Source organism: Gordonia sp. SCSIO 19800, assembly GCF_018132775.1.
GTDB classification, from domain to species: Bacteria; Actinomycetota; Actinomycetes; order Mycobacteriales; family Mycobacteriaceae; genus Gordonia; species Gordonia hongkongensis.
In genome coordinates this window covers 36,921-58,593 of the sequence record NZ_JAGRQM010000008.1, presented here as the reverse complement: position 1 = coordinate 58,593, position 21,673 = coordinate 36,921, and the positions used below count along the sequence as shown (strand labels likewise).

The 21,673-nt window shown below is 68.1% G+C and carries 13 protein-coding genes and 3 pseudogenes; 11 read left to right on the top strand and 5 right to left on the bottom strand.

What is annotated here, in order from left to right; translation table 11 throughout:
- Positions 1–2: 2 nt before the first annotated feature.
- Positions 3–1,793 (bottom strand): malto-oligosyltrehalose trehalohydrolase, encoded by a 1,791-nt coding sequence (treZ, locus tag KB201_RS11395; RefSeq protein WP_078112847.1) that lies wholly within the window; start codon positions 1,791–1,793, stop codon positions 3–5.
- Between the two features lie 313 nt (positions 1,794–2,106).
- Between treZ and KB201_RS11390 the strand changes: the two genes are divergently transcribed.
- The 9 genes and pseudogenes from KB201_RS11390 (at position 2,107) to KB201_RS11350 (ending at position 10,967) form a co-directional block, all read left to right on the top strand.
- Positions 2,107–2,964 (top strand): ABC transporter permease, encoded by an 858-nt coding sequence (locus tag KB201_RS11390; protein WP_211539312.1) that lies wholly within the window; start codon positions 2,107–2,109, stop codon positions 2,962–2,964.
- A 1-nt stretch (position 2,965) separates the two neighbouring features.
- Positions 2,966–3,451, top strand: a pseudogene (locus KB201_RS11385) (MlaE family ABC transporter permease); the annotation flags it as partial.
- Positions 3,430–4,524 (top strand): annotated as a pseudogene (locus KB201_RS11380) (MCE family protein); the annotation flags it as partial. The pseudogenes KB201_RS11385 and KB201_RS11380, both read left to right, overlap by 22 nt.
- Positions 4,521–5,554: pseudogene (locus tag KB201_RS11375) on the top strand (MCE family protein). The pseudogenes KB201_RS11380 and KB201_RS11375, both read left to right, overlap by 4 nt.
- On the top strand, positions 5,551–6,540 hold the full coding sequence (locus tag KB201_RS11370) for an MCE family protein (protein ID WP_078112880.1): 990 nt from the start codon (positions 5,551–5,553) through the stop codon (positions 6,538–6,540). The pseudogene KB201_RS11375 and the gene KB201_RS11370 overlap by 4 nt, the downstream one beginning before the upstream one ends.
- Positions 6,541–6,581: 41 nt before the next feature.
- Positions 6,582–7,682: an MCE family protein gene (locus KB201_RS11365; protein WP_078112849.1), complete on the top strand. Its 1,101-nt coding sequence runs from the start codon at positions 6,582–6,584 to the stop codon at positions 7,680–7,682.
- Between the two features lie 11 nt (positions 7,683–7,693).
- A complete protein-coding gene (locus tag KB201_RS11360; protein ID WP_078112850.1) occupies positions 7,694–8,842 on the top strand; it encodes an MlaD family protein in 1,149 nt (382 codons plus the stop codon).
- Entirely contained in the window at positions 8,839–10,011 is a 1,173-nt protein-coding gene (locus KB201_RS11355) for an MlaD family protein (RefSeq protein ID WP_078112851.1), read from the top strand. Before KB201_RS11360 ends, KB201_RS11355 begins: the two co-directional genes overlap by 4 nt.
- A gap of 98 nt (positions 10,012–10,109) precedes the next feature.
- Positions 10,110–10,967 (top strand): hypothetical protein, encoded by an 858-nt coding sequence (locus KB201_RS11350; RefSeq protein WP_374193915.1) that lies wholly within the window; start codon positions 10,110–10,112, stop codon positions 10,965–10,967.
- An 81-nt stretch (positions 10,968–11,048) separates the two neighbouring features.
- Here KB201_RS11350 and treY read toward each other — a convergent pair whose 3' ends face one another.
- From treY to KB201_RS11330, 4 genes are all read right to left on the bottom strand, one after another.
- Positions 11,049–13,364 carry a malto-oligosyltrehalose synthase gene (gene treY, locus KB201_RS11345; RefSeq protein ID WP_078112853.1) on the bottom strand — a complete coding sequence of 772 codons (2,316 nt, stop codon included), beginning with the start codon at positions 13,362–13,364 and terminating at the stop codon, positions 11,049–11,051.
- 5 nt (positions 13,365–13,369) lie between these two features.
- Positions 13,370–15,898, bottom strand: a complete 2,529-nt coding sequence (glgX, locus tag KB201_RS11340; protein WP_078112854.1) for a glycogen debranching protein GlgX — start codon at positions 15,896–15,898, stop codon at positions 13,370–13,372.
- A gap of 115 nt (positions 15,899–16,013) precedes the next feature.
- Positions 16,014–18,191: an acyltransferase family protein gene (locus tag KB201_RS11335; protein WP_078112855.1), complete on the bottom strand. Its 2,178-nt coding sequence runs from the start codon at positions 18,189–18,191 to the stop codon at positions 16,014–16,016.
- A gap of 159 nt (positions 18,192–18,350) precedes the next feature.
- Positions 18,351–18,908, bottom strand: coding sequence for a TetR family transcriptional regulator (locus KB201_RS11330; RefSeq protein WP_078112856.1), 558 nt, complete (start codon positions 18,906–18,908; stop codon positions 18,351–18,353).
- 149 nt (positions 18,909–19,057) lie between these two features.
- Here KB201_RS11330 and KB201_RS11325 point away from each other — a divergent pair, with 149 nt between their 5' ends.
- Both KB201_RS11325 and KB201_RS11320 read left to right on the top strand, forming a co-directional pair.
- Entirely contained in the window at positions 19,058–20,386 is a 1,329-nt protein-coding gene (locus KB201_RS11325; protein WP_211539311.1) for an adenosylmethionine--8-amino-7-oxononanoate transaminase, read from the top strand.
- A complete protein-coding gene (locus KB201_RS11320; protein ID WP_211539310.1) occupies positions 20,383–21,582 on the top strand; it encodes an 8-amino-7-oxononanoate synthase in 1,200 nt (399 codons plus the stop codon). Before KB201_RS11325 ends, KB201_RS11320 begins: the two co-directional genes overlap by 4 nt.
- Positions 21,583–21,673 lie beyond the last annotated feature (91 nt).

Sequence of the window (21,673 nt, the reverse complement as noted above, 5' to 3'; positions counted from 1 at the left end):
GGCTAGGAGACGTTGCCGCGGCGGCCGATGACCACGTTGTGGCCCGGCGAGGTGAATCCGGCGCCGTCGGAACGGGCCGGCTCCCAAGCCATCTCGACGTCGAGTACGAGGGGCACGGTGGCCGGTTCGTCCCCGGGCACGCACACCACGGACCAGTCCCCGCGGTGCATCGCGAACCATCCGGCCGCCTCGTCGAAGTCGACGGACACCGACGAGAAGGCCGGATCGGACAGTGCGGCTTCGGCTTTCCGCAAGGCGATGAGGGCTCGGTAGAACTCGAGCACGCGCGCGTGCGCGGGATCGTCGAGTTCGGTCCAGTCCAGCTTCGACCGCTCGAACGTCGCCGGGTCCTGCGGATCGGGCACGTCGTCGCTGTCCCAGCCGTGCTCGGCGAATTCCGATTTGCGCCCCTCCGCGGTGGCTCGGCCCAGTTCGGGCTCCGGGTGGGAGGTGAAGAACTGGAACGGTGTCGCGGCCGCCCACTCCTCACCCATGAACAGCATCGGGGTGAACGGGGACAGCAGGACCAGCGCCGCCTTGATTGCCAGCTGCCCGCCGTCGAGGTAGGCGCTCGGGCGGTCGCCGATCGCCCGATTGCCGATCTGATCGTGGTTGCAGGTGTAGGCGAGGAGGGCCGACGCGGGCAGCCGGTCGGTCGGGATAGGTCGTCCGTGACGGCGTTTGCGGAACGACGAATAGGTGCCGTCGTGGAAGAACCCGCCGGTGAGAACCTTCTGCAGGCAGCCGTAGCTTCCGAAGTCGCGGTAGTAGCCCTGCCGTTCGCCCGACACCAGCGTGTGGATCGCGTGGTGGATGTCGTCGTCCCACTGCGCGGCGAGTCCGAGTCCGCTGACGCTGCGCGGGGAGATCATGCGGGGATCGTTGAGGTCGCTCTCGGCGATCAATGACAGCGGCCGTCCGAGTTCGACGGCGAGATCGTCGGTGGCGGCGGCGAGTTCTTCCAGGATGTGCACGGCGCGGTGATCGGCCAGCGCGTGCACCGCGTCGAGGCGCAGGGCGTCGACGTGGAACTCGGTGAACCACCGCAGGGCCGTACCGGCGATGAACGCACGGACCTCGTCGGAGTCCGGATCGGACAGGTTGACCGACGATCCCCAGGATGTGACGCCCTCGGAGAGGTAGGGCCCGAAGTCGGGTAGGTAGTTGCCGGACGGACCGAGATGGTTGTAGACGACGTCGAGGACGACACCGAGTCCCCGGGCGTGACAGGCGTCGACGAACCGGGCCAGCGCCGCCGGTCCGCCGTAGGTCTCCTGCACCGCGTACCAGCCGACGCCGTCGTAGCCCCAGTTGTGAACCCCGTTGAACGCGTTGACCGGCATCAGCTCGACGAAGTCGACCCCCAGGTCGACGAGATGGTCGAGCCGGCCGATGGCGGAGTCGAGCGTGCCCTCGGGGGTGAAGGTGCCGAGGTGGAGCTCATAGACCACCGCTCCCCGGATGTCGCGACCGGTCCAGTCGGCGTCGGTCCAGCCGGCGTCGTCGACGGTGAACAACGCCGACAGTTCGTGCACCCCGTCCGGCAGGCGCACGGCCCGCGGATCAGGACGCACCGGTCCGCCGTCGATCGAGAATCCGTAGCGCAGTTCCCCGACGGGTTCGGTTCCCGGTGCGGTGTCCACGTGCCACCACCCGCCCGCGGCTGCCGTCATGGCGATCCGGTCCGCGGCCGGGTCCTGCGCGGACGACCCGATCACCAGCTCGACGACCTGCGCGTTCGGTGCCCAGACCCGGACTTCGCCCAGTGATCGCGGTGATCGGAAGGGCTCCACATTGGAACGAAGTGGTAGGTTTTGTTCCCGCTGGTCGTCCGACCAAGTTATTGTGCTCTGGGCAACAGCGGCAGCGGTCGGGGGATTCGTCACATCATGCAAGGTATGTCGGACCTCGGACAGGTGCAGTCGGGCGCTAGTGTGAGGCCGGACACATTCGGACGAGGGGAATGGGGTATGTTACCCGCGGCGCTCATGCCCACGGGGGGCACGCGAAGCGGGTCTGCGGGAACGAGAACGCGCGTCGACGTCGACACGCGCCATCGCGACCTGACGGCCGGTGAACGGGTAAGCCGAGACGCAAGGGCAGGGATTGAGCACTAACGCAGTCACCTCGGACGACGAGGAGGTGGGTCGCAAGAGGCCGGGGGCGGTGCGGTCGTGGGTGGACGGCCATGTCGTCGCCTCGTTCGACACTTTCGGTCGCCAGCTCGGCATGTTCGTCGAGGTGTTCCGGACCCTCTTCGTCGATCTCTTCAAGCGACGGTTCCCGTTCGGGGAGTTCATCCGTCAGTGCGCCTTCATGGCTAGCACCTCGGTCTTCCCGACCCTCCTGGTCGCCATCCCGATCGGCGTCATCGTGTCGATCCAGGTGTCCAACATCGCCGGTCAGGTCGGCGCAACGTCGTTCTCCGGCGCGGCAACGGGTCTCGGTGTGATCCGGCAGGGTGCACCGCTGGTGACGTCGCTGCTCCTCGCGGGCGCCGTCGGCTCGGCGATCGCCGCAGACCTCGGATCCCGCACCATCCGCGACGAGATCGACGCGATGCGCGTCATGGGCGTCAACCCCATCGAGCGCCTGATCTCACCGCGACTGCTCGCGACGATGGTCGTCAGCTTCTTGCTCTGCGGGTTCGTCTGCTTCGTCGGGTTCATCACCGGCTACGTCTTCAACGTCTACTTCCAGGGCGGCACGCCGGGTAGCTACACCGGCACCTTCGCGTCCTTCGCCACCACCGCCGACCTCATGTTCGCGTTGGCCAAAGCCGTCATATTCGGCGCGATCGTGGCCATCGTCGCCTGCGATCGCGGCCTCTCGACGAAGGGCGGGCCCGCAGGTGTGGCCAACTCGGTGAACGCCGCAGTCGTCAACTCGGTCCTGCTGTTGTTCACGGTGAACGTGATCCTCACGCAGCTGTTCGCGATCCTGTTCCCGTCGAGGGTGGTGTGAGATGACCGCGTCACGGTATGTACCTCCGGCCCTGCGGCCGCTCGAGGCCGCCAAGGCGGTGTATCGCGGTCCGCGCGATGCGCTCGCCGCGATGGGCCATCTGATCACCTTCCTGGTCCGCTCGATCGCCGCGGTGCCGCTGGCGTTCCGTCACTACAGCAAAGAGGTGTGGCGCCTCCTCGCCGACGTGGCCTGGGGCAACGGCGCCATCGTCGTCGGTGGCGGCACCGTGGGCGTCATGGTGATCCTCGGCATCATGGGCGGCGCGACCGTGGGAATCGAGGGCTACACCGCCCTCAACCTGCTCGGCATGTCCCCGGTGACCGGCGGGCTGTCCGCCTTCGCGACGACCCGCGAGATCGCACCGCTGCTCGCCGCGACCGCGTTCACCGCGCAGTCGGGGTGCCGGTTCACCGCACAGTTGGGCTCGATGCGCATCGCCGAGGAGATCGACGCCCTCGAGGCGATCGCGATCCGGCCGCTGCCAGGTTGATCAAGAACGTCGCCATCGACATCGAACCGGCGCAGGCCGATGGCATTCCCGCCTCGGTGACCGCGCGTACGGTTCCGTCGAACCTGTTCGGCGTCAACTCCGTCGAGCTGGTGCCGCCCGCCGAGGTGGGTGACGACCGGCTGTCCGCCGGCGACGTGATCCCGGCCGACGACTCGCTCGAGACGATCAAGCTGCAGGACGCCCAGAACGAGCTGAAGCAGATCCTCGACGCGGTGCCGCCGGAGGAACTGGCGCAGGTGCTCGGCGTCATCGCCGACGCGCTCAAGGGCGGCGGCTCGGTGTTCGGGTCGTTCGTACCCGTGCTGCGGAACTACATCGACTCGATCAACGCCCAGTTCCCGCCGGGCGCGCCCCCGGGTTTCGACAACTTCGACGCCGCGCTCACCGGCCTCTCGCAATCGACGCCGCAACTGCTGGACACCCTGGGCCGAAGCGTGATCCCGGCGATCACCATCGCGGAGAAGCAGCGTGACCTGACCGCGGTGCTCACAGCGAGCGAGGGCCTGCTCGATCAGACCCAGTTGCTGTTCGCGCGCAACGGCGACAGCGGTCAGCGTCTGGTGACCGATCTGAACCGGATGCTGGGTGCGCTCGTCCTCGAGCCGAACTCGCTGCCGCAGGGCGTGATCGCACTGAACAACCTGGCCGCCCGGGTGCTGACGGTGTTCACCGGCACCAATGGCCACGTGCAGCTCAACATCGGCGTCAGCTTCGGCGCCTTCCAGCGCTACACCCGGCAGAACTGCCCGGTGTACGACGGCGGCCCCTACGGCACCCTGCGCGGCCCGGGCTGCGTGGGTCCCGGCACGGGCACGGGACCGACGATGTCGGGTCCGCTGGCGATCTATCCCTCCGACGGGATGCGCCGTAACAAGCCGGTCGGCAACGTCACCACCGATGCCGACAACAAGACGCTCGGCACCGTCCTGCGCCGTACCCCGTCGGCAGCGGACACGATCATGCTGGGACCGCTGGTCCAGACGCTCGACGTGCGCAACGCCGCCGAGGCGGGCCGGGGCGGCGAAGGTCAAGGAGGAGGACGATGAACGCGGCTTCGGGGTCGATCCGCAAACCGCTGATCGGTTTCACCATCTTCGGGATCGCCGCGTTGCTGGTCACCTACGTGATCTTCTCGACGCTGGAGCGCTCGGTGCCGGGGACGACGAACAGCTACACCACCTACTTCGGTGACGCGTCGGGTCTCGCCGCGGGCGACGACGTCCGGATGGCCGGTGTCCGCGTCGGTCGTGTGGACCAGATCGAATTGGCCGACGGCCGCGCCCGGGTCACGTTCGAGGTGCAGGACAACCAGCAGGTCTACACCAACACGCGGGGGGCGATCCGCTACCAGAACCTCATCGGGCAGCGATATCTGAACCTGACGCTGGTCCCGGACCGGGAGAGCCGGCCCCTCGACCCGGGGTCGACGCTCGAGCTGCCCTCCGAGGACTCCTTCGACGTCACCACGTTGCTCGCCGGGTTCCAGCCGGTCTTCGAGACTCTCGCCCCGGAACAGGTCAACGCCCTGTCCGAGGGCCTGATCCAGGCGTTCCAGGGCAACTCGGTGTCCTTGAGCTATACGGTCGCCGAAGTCGGCCGCCTCGCGGAGGACACGGCAACCGGGACGTCGTGCTCGGCGCGATCATCAACAACCTGAGCGCGGTCATGCGCGACCTGTCGCGCCAGGGCGGCCAGCTGGGCACCGTCATCGAATCGATGTCGGCGCTGATCGCCAACCTCAACTCGAACTCGGCGGCGTTCGGTAGTGCGGTGACCGACATCGGGCGCACCGCAAGCGGATTCGCCGACGTGCTGAGTGAGAGCCGGCAGAGTCTGGCCGACGCCGCCACGGACGGCCGGATCGCGACCAACACGCTGATCAGCAATGGCTCCAAACTCGATCGGATGGCGGTCGACGCGCCGATCTTCCTCGGTCATTTCCCGCTCGTGCTCGGTGAGGGCGCTTACTTGAACATCTATGCATGTGATCTCGACGTCGCGATCGGCGACGTCCTGCTACCGCCCGGGATCTTCAACAAGATCGGCGGCACGAATCACTCGGTGGTGTGCCGATGAGCTGGTTCCGCAGGAGTTTCCGTGACAACCGGCGCGTGTGGTTCGGCGTGATCGGCGCCGTGGTCATCGTCGCCCTGTTGCTCGGCGTGACCGCTCTCGCGACCGCGCATCTGGGCAAGAAGACCCTCACCGGCGACTTCGCCCAGGCCGGCGGTATCCGGCCGGGGGACAAGGTCCGCGTCGCCGGTATCGACGTCGGTGAGGTCACCGACACCGAACTCGCCGGACAGCACGTGGCCATCACCATGAAGGTCGACAGCGACGTCCGGGTGACGTCCAACGGTTCTGCCGAGATCAAGATGTCGACGCTGCTGGGTCAGCGCTACATCGATGTGTCGCTGGGGGATTCGTCGGAGGATGCACCCGACGGTCACATCGCGAAGACCGCCGTGCCCTACGATCTCCAGCGCACCATCGAGGCGGGCGCGCCGATCCTGACCGGGATCGACGACCGGACGCTCTCCGAGAGCATCCGCACCCTCAACCGGCAGCTCGCCGGCGTACCGGCGATCACCGAGCCGACCTTCGAGGCGCTCACCCAGATGTCGAAGGTCATCACCAATCGCAAGGACCAGATCAACCAATTGATCGCCGACACCAAGACGATCACCAACATCGTCAACGACAATCAGGCCCAGCTCGCCGTGATCGTGGGTCAGGGACGCGACCTGACCCAGAAGATCGTCGCGCGTGAAGAGCTGGTCACCCGGATGCTCGACGGCATCGCCGAACTCACCGAGCAGGCGACCGCGGTGGCCGGTGAGAACGCCAACCAGTTCGCGCCCATCATGGCGAACCTGAACACGATCACCCAGGGCCTGGAGAAGAACCGCAACAACCTCCGCAAGTTGCTGGAGATCCTCCCGGTCACCGCGCGCCTGACCAACAACGTCATCGGCGACGGGCCCTACGCGAACGGCTATCTGCCGTGGGGCATCTTCCCCGACAACTGGCTGTGCCTGGCCCGGGTGGTGGACGGATGCTGAGCCCGGAAACGATGAGCCCGGACACGACGGCAGGTACGACGATGCACGCCCACGGACTCCGCCGCCCGATCCTGCTGGTCGGGGTCGCGCTGCTCGGCATCCTCGGTCTCTCCGGCTGTTCGATGATCCCGGGTAGCTGGAAGGCGGCGGTCGGCCAGGCCATCGAGGTGACTGCCTACTTCGACAACGTCGCCGGGCTCTACGTGAGCAACGACGTAGCCGTCCTCGGCATGCCGGTCGGTCAGGTCACCGCGGTGGAACCGCAGGGCGAGCGCGTCAAGGTGACCATGACGATCGACAGCGACGTCCCCGTCCCGGCCGACGCCACGGCGGCGATCGTCAACACCTCGATCGTCACCACCCGCCACGTCGAGCTGTCACCCGCCTACGACGGCGGACCGAAGCTCGAGGACGGGTCGGTCCTGAAGGAGACGAAGGCCCCGGTGTCGGTCGGCGAACTGTTCGACGCCATCGACGGTCTGGTGGTGGCCCTCAAGGGTGAGGGAGAAGGACCCGGCCCGCTCGCGGAGATGATCGACATCACCTCCGGCATCGCCACCGGCAACGGCGAGGAGATCCGGGCGGCGCTCGACGAACTCGGAGGGGCGTCGGATGTGGTGGCGGGCAACAGCGATGCCCTCGTCGACATCCTCGAGACCATCGAGGGCCTGACCACCACCCTCGTGCAGAACTATCCGAAGATGACGGCGTTCTCCGAGTCGGTCAACCAGGTCTCGCAGCTGCTGGGCGATCAGGCACCCGGTCTGCTCGCCACCCTGGCCAACCTGAATCAGACGCTGCAGAACACCACCGTGTTCCTGCAGAACAACACCAACACCATGTCGGTGTCGTTCGACCGGTTGGCCGCACTGACCGCCAACCTCGGCGACTACTCGCGGCAGGTCGTCGAGACGATCGACGTCGGCCCGCTGCTCTTCCAGAACCTGAGCAACTCGATCTCGGCCGAACAGGGCGCGTGGCGCGCGCAGGTGCTGCTCGACAAGACGCTCCTCGACAACGAACTCCTCGCCGAGTTCTGTGAGGCGATCAACCTGCAGAAGGACGGTTGCCGAACGGGCAAGCTCAAGGACTTCGGTCCCGACCTCGGTATCTACTCGGCGATGCTGGAGCTGACGAAATGAGAACGGCGACAATGGATTCGCTGAACCGTTCGGACGGTCCCGGGCGCCCGGCGCGATCCCACGGCCGGGTCCGCCGAGGCGGGGTCATGGCGGTGCTGCTCGCGGCGCTCATGGGGCTCACCGGTTGCGGACTCCTCCCGAGTCTCACGGTGGAGCAGATCCCGCTGCCCGCACCGGGCGGCATCGGTGACTCGATCACGATCACCGCGAACTTCGCCAACGCGCTCAACCTGCCGGCGCAGGCGAAGGTGAAGCTGAACGGAACCGATGTCGGGCAGGTCACCGACCTCGTCGCCAAGGACTACACCGCCGTGGTGACCATGCAGGTCAGCAAGAAGACCAAGCTCCCGGTCGGGACCGGCGCCGAACTCCGCCAGGCCACACCGCTGGGCGACGTCTTCGTCGCCCTGCTGCCGCCGATCGAGGCGCGCGACGGTCTGATGGTGGACGGGGACACGCTCACCGGTCCGACGTCGGCCGCGGCGACGGTCGAGGATCTGCTGATCAGCATGAGCGGAGTCGTGGACAGCGGTTCGCTGAACTCGTTGACGATCATCCTCACCGAGCTGAGCAGCGCGGTCGCGACGAACCCGTCGGATCTCAACGGCGCGATCCGGGGCCTGACCACCGGCATCCGGAAGCTGAACGAGAGTTCGGCGGCGGTCGATCGGTCGCTGGCCGCCACGCGGGTGCTCAGCGGTCAGCTCGCCGACGGGCGTGCGCAGATCATGGCGTCGATCAACAAACTGGGTCCGGCGCTCGAGTCGCTGAACGGGCAGATCGCCACGATCCTGACCACCCTGGACAAGACCCAGCAGGTCACCGCGGCCACCAACGACTTCCTCGACAGCGATCAGGACAACCTGGTCGAGATGCTGGGCCATCTGTCGACGGTGCTGGCCGGGCTCCGGCAGGCCGCCGGTCCGCTCGGATCGCTGGCCGACAACCTGCACGAGCTCACACCGAAGTGGGTCAAGTCCACACCGGGTAGCGCGGCGGCGGTGTCGTCGAAGGTCTACTGGCTCAGCCCGGGTGTCGGCTTCGACTCGGCGAGCAGACTGCCCGAGATCCAGGACGTGGACGAGGGTTCGGCGGCGTTGCAGCAGACACTGACCCGTCTGCTGGCGCGGATCACGGGGACGAGGGGGTGTTGCGGATGAGCGGCATATTCGGTGTCCTACGCCGGAATTCGGTACTCGTGGGCAACATCGCCCTGGTACTGGTCATGGTCGTCGGACTCAGCTATCTCGCCCTGGGCATCCTGCGGTGGCAGCCGTTCGCCGACAAGTACAAGCTCACCATCCAGTTCCCGATCTCCGGCGGTCTGCAGGAGACGTCCGGGGTCACGCTGCGCGGCGCGCGCATCGGCGACGTCGACACCGTTCGGGTGCAACCGGATTCGGTGGAGGTCGTCGTCACGGTCGAGGACCGGTACAGAATCAACCGCGACACCACTGTTGCGGCACTGGGTCTGTCGGCTGCGGGCGAGCAGTACGTCGACTTCCAGCCGGACACCTCCGATGGCCCCTACCTGGAGGACGGGGACGTCATCCGGGCCGACCAGACCGAGGTCACCGTGCCGTTCTCGCAGCTGCTCGAGTCCTCGCTGGAACTGATCAACCAGATCGATCCGGCCAAACTCCGTTCCGCCGTGGACAATCTGAAGATCGCCCTCTACGACGAGGACGGCACGAACGACCTGTCCGTCATCTTCGACTCCGGTGGCACGATCTTCGCGAAGCTGTACACCGCACTGCCGGAGACCACCAAGTTCATCCAGAACGCGGGGACCATCTTCAAGACGACGGCACAGATCCAGCCCGACCTCGGCACGACGGTGGCGGGATTGAGTTCGCTGGTCAACTCGGCGGCTGCCTCCGACAAGGAACTCCGCGAGCTCCTCGACCGGGGTCCCTCGCAGTTCACGAGCCTGGCCGGGTCGATCAACCAGTTGACGGATCCGATCACCGATGTGACGAAGCAGTTCGTCGACATCGCCGAGCAGGGTGCGTTGCGTGCGCCGGCGCTCGCGACGCTGTTCCCCGCGATCCGCGATGCCAGTGTCAAGAGCCTCACCATGTTCCACGACGGTGCGTGGTGGGCCTTCGGGTCGGTGTACCCGCGTCCGAGCTGCAACTACCCGGTGACGCCGCGGCGGCCGACGCAGATCCTCGAGCTGACCATCCCGACCAATCTGTACTGTGTGACCGAGGATCCGCGTCAGCAGATCCGTGGCTCGGCCAATGCGCCGCGGCCACCGGGCGACGACACCGCGGGACCGCCGCCGGGTTACGACCCGAACGCCCGTACCGTTCCGCTCGACAAGTGATGGGCCGCTCGACGACTGACGGCCACTCGACGACGACAGACAAGTTGTGTGACCTGTAGATGACTGACCGGAATGACCCAGATCGTACTGATCCCGATATGAATCCAACGGACGAGAAGGCCGACAGCACGTCGCCCGAGAGCGGGGCTGTCGCAGCCGATCACACCGATGGGGCGACGAGCGCGGAGGACACGAACGACGCCGGGACCGCGGCGACGCCGCGGGGGAAGTCGGCTCGACGGAGCGGAACCGGCACGGTGGCGAGCACGTCCCAGACCGACGGTGCCGACGCCTCCGGTGCCGCGGGTGACCCGTTGCCGGCAGCATCATCGAAGGCGGGTTCGGATCGGCGCGAGATCTCGTTCACGGTCACCGGCGGCGGGATCAAGAAGGTTCTCGCCGCCATCGTCGCGGTCGCCCTCATCGCGCTGGTGGCGTTCTTCGGCTGGCGCGCCTACGACCTCCAGCGAGAGGCCGACGCGTTCGCCGACTCCAAGGCGGCCTCGGCCGACTTCGTCACGAAGCTCGTGACGACGCTCAACGCCGACAACGCGGGCAACTCGAAGGAACTGCTGGGTCCGCTGTCGACGGGGGAGTTGCGCAACCGCCTCGAGCAGGAACGGGCCGACACCGAGGCCAATGTGGAGTCCCTGAACATCGAGGTGTCCTCGACGATCAGCGTGGTCGCCGTCGAGACCGTCGATGCCGACACCGCCAAGACCGTGGTGATGGCGGAGGTGACCGGCCGCAGCGTCAAGTTGCCCAGCGGCGGTACCAGCCTGATGGTCTTCCGCTTGGACCTCAGCAAGGAAGACGGCAAGTGGCTGGTGTCCGAGGTCGACGGGCCGCCGGGGAGCCCCAGCGGTCAGATCGATCCGTCGCAGTCGCTGCCCGGCGCCGCAGGTGCGCCGGCACCCCAGCCGTCGCCGGCACCGCAGCCCGCGCCGGGCGGCTGAACCGGGCTGACACACTCACCGGTAATGGACGAGCGCGCCTCCGATTCGGGGGCGCGCTCGTCCATCAGTGGTGGGTGGACGTCACGTCCGGACGAGTATCGCCACGGGGTGTTCGCCACGGGCCGAGGCGAGGTCGACCGATCCCTCGTACACCGATTCCGTTCGGTCGTCGCGCCACCGGAAGCCCGGCGGCAGGGTGATCGACGTCGCGGCCGCGGCATCGTGGTCGAGGTTGTGGGTGAACCGGGCGGTCACCACGACGACCGAGGGGGTGTCGCCGGTGCCGCGCACGAACGCGATGGTGTGGTCGGCGGCGGGCCCGTCGGCGGTCAGCCGTTGATAGGTGCCCGCAACGCCGAACGCATCGGGATGCGCGGCCCGGGCACGTAGAGCTTCCTGGACGAGTCGGGTCTTCGGGTGCTCGGTCGACCGGCCGAAGTCGACCGGTCGTCGATTGTCGGGATCGACGAGGGAGTCCTCCCACCACTCGGTGCCCTGATAGATGTCGGGGACCCCGGGCCCGAGGATCGCGATCGCCTTGCGCGCCAGCGCTTCCTGCTCCCACGCCGGTCTGATGCGGTCGACGAGTGCGGCGACCGAGGATGCGACGTCCCCGCTGGTGACCTGGCCGATCCAGGTCTCGACTGCGGTCTCGAACTCCTCGTTCACCTCTGTCCACGTGGTGCGCAGCCCGGCCTCGCGAGTCGCCTTCCGGGCGTACTCGATCAACCGGCCCCGCAACTCGTCGGTGACCGGGGCGCCGGTGGGCCAGACCCCGACGATGTTCTGCAGGAGGAAGTAACCGGTCAGGTCATCCGGCACGTCGGTCTCGCGCCAGACCTTGTCGACGAGCTGGGACCAGCGGTCGGGGATCTGGGCGAGCACCGCGATCCGCGCGCGCACGTCCTCACCGCGTTTGGTGTCGTGCGTGGACGTGGCCGTCATGGCCAGCGGCCACTGTGCCGCGCGCTCGGTGTTGTGGTGGTGGAAGTCGGCCAGCGACAGCACGGGATTCGCGGGATCGCCACCGACCTCCTGGGCGGAGACGAGCCGGGCCGTCCGATAGAACAAGCTGTCCTCGACACTCTTCGCGGTCACCGCCCCGCAGGTCTGCGCCAGCCTCGATGTCGCCTCACCGGGCACCGCCGTCTGCCGCACGATGAGGTCGATCGCGGCACGCAGTTCGGGTTTCGCCTCGGCGATCCCGGTGGCGACGGCGAGCAGGCGTGGACGCAACGACGGGTAGTCCGCCCGGTAGACCCCGAGCGCGGCGATCAGTTCGGCGCAGGCGGTGGCGATCACGTCCGGATCCGCGGCCGGTGATCCCTCGACGCGCGCGATGACGGCGCGTACGAGACGTCTGAGCTCCGCCGGGAACGACTCCCGCACGGTGCGGAGTTTGCGATCGTGCTCGGCGGCCTCCACCCACCGCGCATCACCGCTCTCGCCGGTGATCCGTTCGTGTAGCTCGGTGAGCTGGGCGACGCCGGCCGGCGCCACGAACACGGCATCGATCACGCGCATGTGGTCGTACCCGGTGGTGCCCTCGACCGGCAGTGTCGGTTCGAGGGGCTCGTCCGGCGCCAGGATCTTCTCGATGTAGAGGAGACGATCGTCCCCGACGTCCGCACGAAGTCGGCGCAGATAGTCCTGGGGGTCCCACAGACCGTCCGGATGATCCACGCGCACACCGTCGATGAGGTCGGCGTCGAGCAACTCACGCAGCCAGTGGTGCGTCGCGTCGTAGACCTCCGGGTCCTCCTGGCGCAGACCGGCGAGTTCGTTGACCGTGAAGAACCGCCGGTAGCCGATCAGGCCGCTGTTCCATGGCACGAGCCGATAGTGCTGACGGGAGTGGACCTCGCCCGGTGTTCCGTCGCCGGTGCCCGGGGCGATCGGGAACGCGTGATCGTAGTACCGCAGATTCCCGTGCTCGTCGATCTCGAGCGGGCTCAGGTCCCCGTCGGCGGCGACGATCGGCAGGGCCAGCTTCCCGTCGGCGCCGTTGTCGTCGCCGAAGTCGGCGTCGAAATAGTTCGCGTACTCCGATGCCGGGCCGTGGCGGAGCAGGTCGGCGAACCACGGGTTGGCGAGTGCGTCGGCGACCCCGGTGTGATTGGGGACGATGTCGATGATCAGACCCAGCCCGCGTCGGGCTGCGGCGGAACGCAGTTCGCGCAACCCGTCGATCCCGCCCAGCACGGCGGAGACCGCCGGCGGCGGCAACCAGTCGTAGCCGTGCGTCGACCCGGCCGACGCCGTACCGATCGGGGAGAGGTAGACGTGGCTGATCCCCAACTCGACGAGGTGGTCGAGATGCGCTGTGGCATCGGCGAATCCGAAGTCGCCGTGTAGTTGGAGCCGGTACGTCGCGTGCGGGGTCGGGCGGTTGCTCATACGAGTCACGAGGTCTTTCGCAGGACCAGTACGGAGCGGGCGCCGACGGACACCGACTCGCCGGCGGAGGCCGTCAGTTCGCTGTCCCCCACGGGATGCGTCGTGTCCAGTTCGCCGACCCACTCGTTGCCGTACCACGTCGGCGGGAGGGTGAAGTCCAGGTCCTCGTAGTGGGCGTTGAAGCAGATGAAGAAGGAGTCGTCGACGACCAGCTCGCCGCGTTCGTCCTTCTCGCCGAGTCCGTTTCCGTTGAGGAACACGGCGAGGCTCTTGCCGAACCCGCTGTCCCAGTCCTCGGCGGTCATCTCCTGGCCGGCGGGGGTGAGCCACGCGATGTCGAGTGCCTGGTCGCCCCATCGGATCGGCTTCCCGCCGAAGAACTTACGACGCCGGAACACCGGATGCCGGGTGCGCAGCGCGATGGCCTTGCGGGTGAACGCCAGCAGGTCGGCGTTCTCCTCGGCGAGTGTCCAGTCCATCCAGGACAATTCGGAGTCCTGGCAGTAGACGTTGTTGTTGCCCTGCTGGGTACGCCCGATCTCGTCGCCGTGCGCCAGCATCGGCGTTCCCTGCGACAGGAACAGCGTCGCCAGGATGTTCCGCTGCTGCCGCGCGCGCAGTGCGTTGATCTCGGGATCGTCGGTGGGTCCCTCGACCCCGCAGTTCCACGACCGGTTGTGGCTCTCGCCGTCCCGGTTGTCCTCACCGTTGGCCATGTTGTGTTTCTCGTTGTAGGACACCAGGTCCCGCAGCGTGAAGCCGTCGTGCGCGATCACGAAGTTGATGCTCGCGAGCGGCCGCCGGCCGGTCGCCTCGTACAGGTCCGACGACCCGGTGAGCCGGGAGGCGAACTCGCCCAGGGTGGACGGCTCGCCGCGCCAGTAGTCGCGCACGGTGTCGCGGTACTTGCCGTTCCATTCGGTCCACAGCGGCGGGAAGTTGCCCACCTGATAGCCGCCCTCGCCGATGTCCCAGGGTTCGGCGATCAGTTTCACCTGACTGACCACCGGGTCCTGTTGCACCAGATCGAAGAACGCCGACAGACGATCGACGTCGTGCAGTTCGCGGGCCAGCGTGGACGCGAGGTCGAAACGGAACCCGTCGACGTGCATCTCGAGGATCCAGTACCGCAGTGAGTCCATGATGAGCTGGAGCGTGTGCGGATGACGACCGTTGAGACTGTTGCCGGTTCCGGTGTAGTCCATGTACATCTCGGGGTCGCCGTCGACGAGCCGGTAGTAGGCGGCGTTGTCGATGCCACGGAAGGACACGGTGGGCCCGAGGTGGTTGCCCTCGGCGGTGTGGTTGTAGACGACGTCGAGGATGACCTCGATGCCGGCGTTGTGGAACTCGCGCACCATCGCCTTGAACTCGGTCACCGCGCTGGCCGGCTGGTCCGGGTTCGACGAGTACTCGATGTGTGGTGCCAGGAACCCGAAGGTGTTGTAGCCCCAATAGTTTCGGAGACCCTGGTCGCGCAGGACGAAGTCCTGCATGAACTGGTGCACGGGCATCAGTTCGATGGCCGTGATGCCCAATTCCTTGAGGTGGTCGATGATCACCGGATGGCAGAGTCCCGCGTACGTGCCGCGCAGGTACTCGGGGATGTCGGGATGGGTCGCGGTCATGCCCTTGACGTGCGCCTCGTAGATCACCGTCTGGTGGTACGGACGGTTGGGCGACCGGTCGTTCTGCCAGTCGAAGTAGGGGTTGATCACGACCGAGACCATGGTGTGCCCGAGTGAGTCCAGCTGCGGCATCGGGTTGACCGGTTCGGGGTCGGGACCGGCATCGGGGAGGTTCTCGTCCTCGGCAGGGGCGGCGTCGGCGTCGGCCTGTCCTGCCTCGGTGGGTGCGACCTCGCCGGCGGCGGGATCGGCCGCATCGTCTTGTTCGGCAGCGTGCGCGGTCGCCTCGTCGGCGTCGTCCACCGCGACGTCGTCGCCGGTGTCGGCCGCCTCGGTCGCGGGGGTCTCGTCGGCGTCGTCACCGTTGCCGTCCGCGGCCTCGTCGGGCGGCGTCGGGAGCGGGTAGGAGAACAGCGACGCGTCGCCGTCGAAGTCGCCGTGGAAGGCCTTGCCGTACGGGTCGAGCAGCAGCTTGCTCGGGTCGCATCGCAGTCCCTGCGACGGGTCGTACGGTCCGTAGACGCGGAAGCCGTAGAACTGGCCGGGACCGACGTTGGGCAGGTAGCAGTGCCAGCAGTAGCCGTCGACCTCTTCGAGCCGGATTCGACGCTCATGACCCTCGCGGTCGATCAGGCACAGCTCGACGGCCTCGGCCACCTCGGAGAACAGCGAGAAGTTCGTTCCCACGCCGTCGTAGGTGGCCCCGAGGGGATACGGGGTGCCCGGCCACACCGGGATCGGCGCCGGCTCCGGTTGGACCAGCGCCTCGGCCTGGATCGGGTCGGTCGGCATCGGCACCGGGTCGCCGGACTCCGCGGTGGTGTCGGGATCGGGGGAGGAGTCGGGATCGCCAGGCTGTTCACCGGGGGCTGGCGGTTCGGTCTTACCCGCCTTCGGCGACGTCATGGGTCGACCCTAGTCGCGTTGCCGCGGCCGGTCATCTCAGGACGCGGCCGGTCGGGTCAGATGTGGGCTGCCCCACCTATCGCTCCCTGAGGAGGCCCGCAGCTTCCGCCGGCCGTCACGGTACCGCGGGACCGGCCCACGGCAGTTGTGCCTCCATCTGGCGCCCCAGCTCGTCGGTGAGGCTGCGGACGTAGGTCGCACTCAGGTGGTGCGGGTCTTTGTAGACGGTGATGTTGCCGACGATCGCCGGGCACCGCTCGGCGTCGCAGATGCCGTCGGACATGTCGAGAGGGTGGAAGTCGGGTCGCGTGGCGGCCAGCTCCGTCGCCGGGTCCGCGGGTGAGAGGACAGCACTGCGGCGCGACCCGCAGCTCTCGGCGTCGCCGCCGTCGGCGAGGCAGATCGGGGTGTCGATGGTGCCCTTCGCGTTCTTCGGCCACGGGGTGTCCCGCATACCGAACACCGGGACACCGGCGTCGAGGAAACGGTCGAAGATCGGCACGTAGTCCGGTGGCACCCAGTCGCCGGGTTCGTAGTCCCGCGGACGGGTCGAGTTCGTCAGGACGGCGTCCGGCTTGTCCGCGATGACGCGATCGATGACGCGCTGTCCCCAGTCGTAGCACTCCGGGTAGGGCACGCCGCGCTGTTTGGGTACCCGGTTCGTCGACAGCGGGCACCCCATCTTGAGGTAGGTCTTCACCTTGAAACCGTTGCGCTTGCCGAGGGTGTCCAGCGCCGAGATCCACATCTCGGCATGCGACCCGCCGGCGAGCGCGATGGTGCGCGTCGCGGTCGGATCGCCGTAGGTGCCGACGTGGATCTCGTTGTCGGTGAAGTCGCTCATGTACCCGTCGGTGGAGGTCTCGGGGAAGTCCTTGATGACCTCCAGCGCCGACGGTTGTGGGTCGAGGGCGGGCACCGGCCAGCCGTCGAGCAGTGCTCGGGCCCCCGGGTACGACCTCGGGTCGAGGTTCTTGGTGTCGACGACGATGTTCGCGACGTGCCGCTCCCACACGGTGATGCCGACGCCGGTGACGAGCGTCGCCACCACGAGGATCGAGGTGACGACCGACGTGTACGACAGCCACCGCGACCGTCCGTCGCGGCGGCCGCGGCTCAGCGCCGAACGATCGCCGCCGCGCAGCGGGTCCTCGATGTAGCGCTTGGTGAGCCACGCGAGCCCGACCGACGCCGCGAGGATGAGCACGCCCTCGACGAAGTTGGCATGGTTCTTGTCGCGCCAGGTCAGATAGAAGATCAGCAGCGGCCAGTGCCACAGGTACAGCGAATACGCGATGGTCCCGAGCCAGACCGGCCACCTGCTCGCGAGCCAGCGGTTCGTGACGGGCATCTCGGTGGCCGCGGCATGGGACCCCCGAGGTGGCTTCTGCAACGCCGTCGCGCCCGCCCAGATGATCAGCAGCGTCGCGCCGACCGGCACCAGCGCCATCGGACCGGGGTAGGCGTTGACACCGTCGATCCAGAACCCGCAGCTGACGATCAGCGCAAGAGCGAAGACGGTCGCGATGTTGCGCAGCCAGTTCGGGATTCGCAGGGACGGCAACCAGATCGCGAGCAGGCCGCCGGCCAGCGGTTCCCACAGACGGGAGATCGTGTCGTAGTAGTTGTACGGCTGGTTGATCGCCAGGCCGCGGTGCGCCCAGTAGAAGGACGCGAGTGCGACGACCAACACCGCGCCGCCGACGAGGAACCTGATGACCCGCGGGTCGGCGAACGGCCGGGCGACGCGGGCACCGACCTTGAGCAACGCCGCGAACGCGAGGGCGACGAGCAGGGTCAGGACGAAGAACTGGCCCTGCACCGACATCGACCAGATGTGCTGCAAGGGGCTGTTCGCCGAACTCGCGGCGAGGTAGTCCTGGGAGTTCTGCGCGAGATACCAGTTCTGGTAGTACAGCGCGCTCGCGATGACCTCGCGGCCGACATTGGCCCACCGGGTCTGCGGGAGGATCAGCAGGGTCAGCGCCGTGACCGCGATCAGGACGGTGAGCAGCGCCGGTAGAAGCCGTTTGAGGAGCCGTTTGAGACGTGGCCACGGGTTGAGGGTGTCGCGGAACGAGACGTGCGGAGCCTGGCTCGTGATCGCGTGCCGCAGCAGCGACCCGACGAAGAAGTATCCCGAGAGGGTGAGGAAGACGTCGACGCCGCCGGAGACCTTGCCGAACCACACGTGAAAGCAGGCGACGAGGGCGATGGCGATACCGCGCAGGCCGTCGAGGTCGGTGCGGTATGCGGGCGTTGTCGGCGTCGAGGGGGACGACTCCGGCGCCACTACTCGCGTCGTCGATGCCACAGGGCGTGTTCTTTCCGGTGGGGGACAGATCGGTCTCGGGGCCGGGATGACCGGCTAGCAATGTACTCGTCGAAGCTGTGAAACACCGATTCGGACGACCGCGACACTCGCGCACCGGTCTGCGGGGCCGCGCGGGGTTCACCGCGAGCGGCGCGTCCGGGCTCCGTCGAGGATGATGGCCAGCCCGTCGCGGAACTCGCCCGCGAAGTCGCGACCCGACGGCCCGGTGACACCCAGACGCTCCATCTGCGCGCGCGTCTGTTCCTCGATGGTGAGCCCGATGACCAGCTGACACAGTGCGGTGCTGACCGCCTCGGCGTTGCGGACGGACAGACCACCGGCCGTGCCGGCGGCGATGATGTCAGCGGTGATGGCTTTCGACGACAGGCCGCTCGCCCAGCTCGAGGACACGACCTCGGCACTGTCGGGCACTCCGAGGAGCGCACTGCGCATGTCGGTCGCGAGCAGATCGAGGCGCTCGTCCCAGGCCAGCGAGGTGTCGGGGATGGCGACCGCACCCAGGATGTCGTCGGCGAGTGCGGCCAGCAAGGTCTGCTTGTTGGGAAAGTGCCAGTACAGCGCGTTGGGACGGACGCCGAGTTCGGTGGCGAGGCGTCGCATCGACAGGTCGGCCAGGCTGTGCTCGCCCAGGATGTCGCGGGCGGCGCGCAGAACGTCGGTGCGACTGTTGCTCACCCGCGTCAGCGTAATGACCCGGCAGTGGGCATCGAACCCCGGGCCTGTACAGCGTTCAGGACGCCCTGTACGGTGTTCAGGACCCTGGACGGTGTTCAGGACCCTGGACGGTGTTCAGGACTGCCTAACGACAGGCCGGGAGGTGCCTCATGGATCACGACGCGATCAGTCGCATCGACGCCGACCACATCTGGCACCCCTACGGTGCGCTGCCGGCGGCCACCCGGCCGTTGGTCGTGGCCTCGGCCTCGGGTGTCCGCCTCGAACTCGCGGACGGCCGATCGGTGGTCGACGGGATGAGCTCCTGGTGGGCGGCGATCCACGGTTATGGACACCCCCGACTCGACGCCGCCGCGGCCGCTCAGCTCGGTCGGATGTCGCACGTCATGTTCGGCGGCCTGACCCACGAACCGGCCACCCGGCTGGCGCAGCTCCTCGTCGAGATCACCCCGGCCGGCCTGGAGAAGGTGTTCTTCTGCGACTCGGGGTCGGTGTCGGTCGAGGTGGCGGTCAAGATGGCGCTGCAGTACTGGCGCAGCCGCGGTCGGTCCGGCCGCACGCGTCTGCTCACCTGGCGTGGCGGCTACCACGGCGACACCTTCACCCCGATGAGCGTCTGCGATCCCGACGGCGGCATGCACGCGATGTGGAAGGGTGTTCTCGCACAACAGATCTTCGTCGACGCCCCGCCGGCCGAGTTCCGGCCCGACTACGTCGCCGAGTTCGAGCGCACCGTGCGCGCGCACCGCGACGAGCTCGCCGCGGTCATCGTCGAACCCGTGGTCCAGGGCGCGGGCGGCATGCGATTCCACGACGCGGCATATCTGCGTGCGCTCCGGGAGATCTGTGACCGCCACGACGTCCTGCTGATCTTCGACGAGATCGCGACCGGATTCGGCCGTACCGGAACGTTGTTCGCGGCCGACGCCGCCCCGGGGGCCGACGCGGCGCCGGGCGCCGGCGTCGCGCCCGACATCATGTGTGTCGGCAAGGCGCTCACCGGTGGCTACCTCACGCTCGCCGCGACCCTGTGCACGTCCGAGATCGCTCAGGTGATCAGTGCGGGGGAGGCGGGCGGACTCGCGCACGGCCCGACCTTCATGGCCAACCCGCTGGCCTGCGCGGTGGCCGTCGCAGCGATCGAACTGCTGCTGGAAACGCCCTGGGCCGAGCGGGTCTCGGCGATCGAGCGGGGGCTCCGCGACGGACTCGAACCGCTGCGTGATCGCCACGGCGTCGTCGATGTGCGGGTCCTCGGCGCGATCGGCGTCGTCGAACTCGATCGCCCGGTCGACATGGTGGCGGCCACCGACGCGGCCGTCGAGGCCGGGGCATGGCTGCGGCCGTTCCGCAATCTCGTCTACACGATGCCGCCGTTCATCTGCACACCCGAGGACATCGGGGTGATCGTGCGCGGAGTGTCCGCTGCCGTGCACGCCACGGTCGGCGATCGCGAGCCGGCAGTGGTGCGGTTATGACTTCGATTCAGGTGCAGCCGGATTCGAGGGTCGACGGCGATGCGCGGGTCAGCGGCGGGGGAGAGATCGGTCTGGCGTGGCTGGCCGGCGCCGCCCGTGCGCGCGCCGAGGCCGGCCTGCATCGCAGCCCACACGTCCGCAGGGCGGCCGGCGACGAGATCAACCTCGGTTCCAACGACTACCTCGGGTTGTCGACCCACCCCGCGGTGATCGCCGGTGCGCGGGCCGCCGCGGAACGGTGGGGAGGTGGCTCGACGGCGTCGCGCCTCGTCGTCGGCACCACCCAGGCACACATCGATCTCGAGCACGATCTCGCCGACTTCCTCGGATTCGATGCGGCACTCGTCTTCTCGTCCGGTTACCTGGCGAATGTCGGTGCGATCACCGCGCTGGCGACGCGCGGCGACCTGATCGTCAGCGACACCGGCACCCATGCGTCGCTGATCGACGGTTGCCGGTTGTCGCGTGCTCGGGTTGTGGTCGTCGACCGCGGCGATCACGAGGCGGTCCGGCGGGCCCTCGCCGAACGTACCGAGGCCCGGGCGCTCGTCGTCACCGATTCGGTGTACAGCATCGACGGTGAACCGGCGCCGGTCGCGGATCTGTATGCCGCGGCACGCGCGCACGGGGCCGTCCTGCTCGTGGACGAGGCCCACGCTCTCGGGGTACGTGGTCCGGGTGGTCGCGGACTCGTCGCCGAACAGGGACTTTCGGGTGCTCCCGATCTCGTCGTCACGACCGTGCTGTCGAAATCGCTCGGCGCGCAGGGCGGTGTGGTCCTCGGGTCAGAGCTGCTGCGCTCGCACCTCGTCGACTGCGCCCGCACCTTCATATTCGACACCGGCCTGAACCCGGCCGCGGTCGGCGCCGCGCATGCCGCCCTGGCGATCCTGCGGGCGCAACCCGGGTTGCCGGACCGACTGCGCGACAACGCCCGTCGCCTGGCGCTCGCGTGTGGCGTCGAAGAGCCCGCCGCGGCGGTCATCTCGATCGTCGTCGGGGATCCGCAACGCGCGGTGGCGGCTGCTGCCGCGTGCCGGGACCGTGGCGTCCTCGTCGGGTGTTTCCGTCCGCCCTCGGTCCCGGTCGGGACTTCGAGGCTGCGGATCACGGTGCGCGCCGACCTCGATGCCGCTGCCCTCGACCACGTGGCCGCCGTCGTCGACGCCGCGCTGCGCGAAGTCGGTGCGCGGTGATCGCCGCACGCCGCGGCAGGGTCCTCGCCGTCACCGGGACCTCGACCGACGTCGGGAAGACCGTCGTGACCGCGGCACTCGCCGCTGCCTG

What these genes read in the sequence shown, in the direction of transcription:
- KB201_RS11370 (WP_078112880.1), top strand. Translation starts at nt 5,551, where the DNA reads ATGAGCTGGTTCCGCAGGAGTTTCCGTGACAACCGGCGCGTGTGGTTC.
- KB201_RS11365 (WP_078112849.1), top strand. Translation starts at nt 6,582, where the DNA reads ATGCACGCCCACGGACTCCGCCGCCCGATCCTGCTGGTCGGGGTCGCG.
- KB201_RS11360 (WP_078112850.1), top strand. Translation starts at nt 7,694, where the DNA reads ATGGATTCGCTGAACCGTTCGGACGGTCCCGGGCGCCCGGCGCGATCC.
- KB201_RS11355 (WP_078112851.1), top strand. Translation starts at nt 8,839, where the DNA reads ATGAGCGGCATATTCGGTGTCCTACGCCGGAATTCGGTACTCGTGGGC.
- KB201_RS11350 (WP_374193915.1), top strand. Translation starts at nt 10,110, where the DNA reads ATGAATCCAACGGACGAGAAGGCCGACAGCACGTCGCCCGAGAGCGGG.
- treY (WP_078112853.1), bottom strand. Translation starts at nt 13,364, where the DNA reads ATGAGCAACCGCCCGACCCCGCACGCGACGTACCGGCTCCAACTACAC.
- glgX (WP_078112854.1), bottom strand. Translation starts at nt 15,898, where the DNA reads ATGACGTCGCCGAAGGCGGGTAAGACCGAACCGCCAGCCCCCGGTGAA.
- KB201_RS11325 (WP_211539311.1), top strand. Translation starts at nt 19,058, where the DNA reads ATGGATCACGACGCGATCAGTCGCATCGACGCCGACCACATCTGGCAC.
- KB201_RS11320 (WP_211539310.1), top strand. Translation starts at nt 20,383, where the DNA reads ATGACTTCGATTCAGGTGCAGCCGGATTCGAGGGTCGACGGCGATGCG.